We start from the raw sequence: 4,521 nt of genomic DNA, 5'->3' as shown, positions 1-4,521 counted from the left end.
GGGGTTTGAGTAGCAACGGAACAGAAAACCTACATAAGGGGCTTCAAGCATCGTCGATACCTGTGGCACCAGGATCGCGTAGCGGCCTCAACTCGCCGCGCGCCACGATGTCGGGAATGGTGAAGGCATAGCGCCCGAGCATGTTGATGTGCCTGGAACCAAGCGGCGAGAGGCGGGCGACGTCCTCGTCCAGGATCACATGGCCTTCGGCGCGTAGCTGGCTGACCGCCGCGTCGATGTAGATCGTGTTCCAGAGCACGACCAGGTTGACGACGAGCCCGAGCGCGCCGAGCTGATCCTCCTGCCCTTCGCGGTAGCGCTGGCGAAGTTCACCGCGCTTGCCGTGGAATATGGTGCGGGCAAGCAGGTGGCGGCTCTCGCCGCGATTGAGCTGGACCAGGATCCGGCGCCGGTAGGTTTCGTCGTCGATGAACCGCAGCATGTAGAGTGACTTGATGAGGCGGCCAAGCTCCTGAAGGGCACGTGCCAGCCTGGTGGGGCGATCATTGGTCTGAAGGACACGGGTGAGATCGGTCGCGCGCACGACGCCGAGTTTGAGCGATCCGGCCAGTCGAAGGAGATCATCCCAATGTTCGACAATCAGCCTGGTGTTGATCCTATTCGCGGCGAGGTCATCCAGCACGCCATAATCGGCCTTGCCATCGACACGCCAGAACCGCGCGCCGCCAATGTCGGCGATGCGCGGCGAGAACTGGAGCCCGAGCAGGTGAAAAATGCCGAAGATCGTGTCGGTGTAGCCGGCTGTGTCGGTCATGATCTCGCCTGGCCGCAATTCGGTTTCCTGGTCGAGCACGACGGCAAGCAGATAGAGGCTGTCGCGCAACGTGCCGGGCACCGTCAGAGCATTCAGCCCGGAAAAGCGATCAGAAACCAGATTGTACCAGGTGATGCCGCGTTCGCGCCCGAAATAGCGCGGGTTTGGGCCGGCGTGGATCGTGCGGACTGGCACGGTGAAACGCAGTCCATCGGCAGAGGCGACCTCGCCGCTGCCCCAAACGCGGGCCAGTGGTATCCTGTTATGGGCCGCGACCAGCAGCGCGTTGGCTGTGGTCAGCGTCTCGGCGCGGATGAAGTTCTGCTTCACCCAGCTCAACCGTGACCGGCGCAGCGCGGACACCTCGGGACGGACAAGCGGTTCGAATCCGGTATTGGTGGCCTCCGCGACAAGCACCGCGCAGATCGTCGTCGCTATATCCTCGGCGCGTGCATTGCCTTCGCTGGCATGCGTGAACGCCGCCGCGAAACCGGTTCGCGCATGCATCTCCAGGATCAGCTCGGGAAGATCCAGCTGCGGCAAGCGCGCGTCGATTGCCCTATGGAGATCGGTGAGGCTGAGTGGCTCGTCGATCCTGTCGAGCGGTGCGATCGACAGGTCGGCGCCGCTCGCCGTTTTCGTGATGGTCACGGCATCGTTGTCCGGTACGCGCGCCGCTGTCTCGCGGTAGGCGAGATCGAGCCGCGCGGACAGCCTGGCGATCTCCTCGTCGCCAGCGACCGCCACGCCGACCGTGCGGCATACCGTCGGTCGCGCCGCTTCCCAGGCGGCTCCTGTCAGCAGGCCTTTGCGCGGGTCGGCGTAGCGAAGCGAGCGAACAGGAAAGACGTCGCGACGGCGAATGGCGCGGCGTAGCCGGTCGAGCGTACAAAGCCGGTATCCGGTCAGATCGAATGTACCGTCATCACTCTTCAACTGGCGCCCCCACCCCTTGGGGACGAACGATGTTGGTGCCGGTCCACGGCGCTTCTCGCCCCTGTGAACCCTTCGCAAGTGGTCGACCGCGTCGAGCAGCGGCTGTCCTGCGGGCGCGGCTGCAAGATCGAGCGCTGCCAGCATCTTCGGCAGATAGCGCATCGTCCCGGCCTGCCGGCGCAACTCGACAAAATAGCTCTCGTCGTTCGGCCGCGCGAGAAGGTTCACCTGTGCGACGGCGTCGGTCAGCGCTGTCCGATCGACGAGCGCGAACACGGCCGCGCGCACCTGCGCATCGCTGATGCTGTCATCGAGCAGCACAACGCCGGCATCGCGAAGCCGGAGCGATGCGGCATCGAGATCACGCAGCGAACGCATCCGGGCATCCCTGGCGTTGATGCGCGCGTTGGAAAACATTCGGGTCGACACGACGTCGAACAGGTCGATGACATCGTCGCTGGCCGACGCTTCGAGGGTGCGGATGAACGCGACGAGGGTGGCAGCGCGCCGATCGTCGGGGAGTCGGGCCACGGCCTGCGCCCGCGCCGCACCGGCAAATCGCGCCAATGCGACCGCCTTGCCGGGTGGCACCCGATCAAGTTCGGGCAAGCCCGCTGTGAACGTGCGGATTTCGGTAAGGCGATCAACGGCGCGGCTGATCTCGGGGCCGCTTTGCAGGTATGGACCGTCACGCAGTCGATCGAGCGGGCTTTGCCGCCCGTCGCCAATAACGGCGACCAGCGTGTCGAGCCGGGCGCGTTGCTCCGACGTCAGCCTGTCGATGAGACGGCGATGAACGTGCGTGGCGACCCGTGTGCGGACTCGTGCGATATCGCGCTCGAGGACGGACAGCCCTGGCAACAGCACCTTGCATTCAATCAGCCACGTCGCCGCTGCATCGAAGAGCGCCGATGGCCGATCGGTGCCCGTCCAACACAGCGCGTACAGGAAACGATGCAATCGGAACGCGATGCGTGGATCGGAGAAAACTTGGTAGCCATAATGGTCGCGGATGCGCGGGCCGTGCCGCCATCGTCCCTTGGTCGCGCAATATTGCGCCATCCGTTCGCACGGCTCGTCGATCGCCAACTGGCTGCCTGCGAACCGCGTGACCGACGCCGGTGTCTGTGCCGGATCTTCGAGAAAGGTGCCGAGCAGCCGCAAAGAGCCAAGCTGTACCGCTACGCCGAGCCTGTTGTGATCGCCGCGGTGCGCGCCGATGAACGTCCGGTCTGCATCGTCGAGATAAAAATGGCGCGCCAACTGCTCCGATGTAGGATCGCCGACGAAGCGACCATAGCGCAGGGCCTGCTCGTCCGAGAGAAAGCTGACCGGCACTGCTCGGCCTATGCTGCTATTTTAGGCTGAACCCCGCGCTTGCCCAGCAATTCGCTGGCCCGCTCTCGCGGCTGACCTTTCGCATCGACATAGGCATAAAGCGTCGACACTGATACGCCGAGTTGGACCGCAACATCGCGTGCGGCATTGTCGCGATCCGCCATCAGCGCCATCGCGGCCTTCAGCTTCTGCTTCGTCATGACCCGCGGCCGACCACCTGCACGGCCTCGCGCCCTGGCCGCGGCCAGCCCCGCCATTGTGCGCTCATGGGTCAGATCGCGCTCGAACTCGGCCAGGGTCGCGAAAATACCGAACACCAACCGGCCCGTAACGGTCGTCGTGTCGATATCGCCGGTCAGCACCTTAAGGCCGATCCCGCGCTTCTGCAGATCGCCGACCAGCCCAACGACGTGGGGTAGCGACCGTCCGATCCGGTCGAGCTTCCAGACTACGAGGGTGTCGCCATCACGCATGATGTCGAGTGCCTTGTCGAGCCCGGCCCGTTCGGTCGCACGGCCCGAGCACACGTCGTCGAACACCCGGCCGCATCCGGCACGATCCAGCGCATCGCGTTGCAGATCGAGATTTTGCTCGCCTGTCGACACCCGCATATATCCGATCAGCATCGACGTCCGCTCCTTCTTTCATTAATCTATCGAAGGATGGGTTTACCGGCTATAGGTTTCTGGATGGGTAGATGTGAGATTGAGGGTCATCCAGCGGTCCGATCGTAACCGCCGGCCCGCTTCGCATCAAACCGGGGTTTATTGGAAAAACCAGACGGCCGCTTCCGCCCCACTTGCAGACATTGACGATTTAGGAAAGCAGTTTCACTGTGTGGGGATGAAGGCCATCTTCCTTCTTATGCTGGCGGCCGCTGCATCCTGCTCGGATGGACAGGCTACCAATCAGTCACCTTCTAGCAACCGACTAGGAGCGAGCGCCACCTCGCTCGCGAAACTTGCGCTTCGAGGGTGGGTTACTGACGATGCCGACATACTCAACCCTGCGCAAGAGGCGAGCCTATCCACCCGGTTGGAGGCGTTCGAGGAAGCATCTGGTCACCAGATGGTCGTAGTCACAGTGCAGTCGCTTGGTGGACGGGACGTGGCCATGTTCACAAAGGAACTTGGCAACACTTGGGGTATTGGAAGAGCCGAGCAGGACGACGGAGTTATCCTTCTTGTTGCGCCAAAAGAACACAAGGCGCGGATAGAAGTTGGGCTGGGCTTGGAGCGGACGCTTCCGAACGCCTTATGCCAGCAGATCATGGATAGTGAGATCATCCCGCACTTCCGGAACGGCGACTATCCGAGCGGCATCAGTGCTGGGGTGACCGCCCTCATCAGCCATGCATCCTAACGCCGGGCCGAATGTCTGCCTTCCACCACTTCGCGCCCTTCCGGAATGGCCCGCGGCCTTGAGGCGTGCTGCCTTATGTAGGTTTTCTGTTCCGTTGCTACTCAACCCCC

3 protein-coding genes are annotated in these 4,521 nt (G+C 63.1%); 1 reads left to right on the top strand and 2 read right to left on the bottom strand.

The window, feature by feature from the left end; translation table 11 throughout:
* Positions 1-43: 43 nt before the first annotated feature.
* Together WC729_RS30135 and WC729_RS30130 are read right to left on the bottom strand one after the other, a co-directional pair.
* Positions 44-3,049 (bottom strand): Tn3 family transposase, encoded by a 3,006-nt coding sequence (locus WC729_RS30135; protein WP_115381961.1) that lies wholly within the window; start codon positions 3,047-3,049, stop codon positions 44-46.
* A gap of 8 nt (positions 3,050-3,057) precedes the next feature.
* Positions 3,058-3,675, bottom strand: a complete 618-nt coding sequence (locus WC729_RS30130; RefSeq protein WP_115381963.1) for a recombinase family protein — start codon at positions 3,673-3,675, stop codon at positions 3,058-3,060.
* 217 nt (positions 3,676-3,892) lie between these two features.
* On the opposite strand from WC729_RS30130, the gene WC729_RS30125 reads away from it, so the two are divergent.
* A complete protein-coding gene (locus WC729_RS30125) occupies positions 3,893-4,411 on the top strand; it encodes a YgcG family protein (RefSeq protein WP_372858548.1) in 519 nt (172 codons plus the stop codon).
* Positions 4,412-4,521: the final 110 nt, after the last annotated feature.

Source organism: Sphingomonas sp. (genome assembly GCF_041661825.1).
Taxonomy (GTDB): domain Bacteria; phylum Pseudomonadota; class Alphaproteobacteria; order Sphingomonadales; family Sphingomonadaceae; genus Sphingomonas.
The sequence above is the reverse complement of the archived record's forward strand: the minus strand, read 5'-3'. Positions and strand labels throughout refer to the sequence as shown.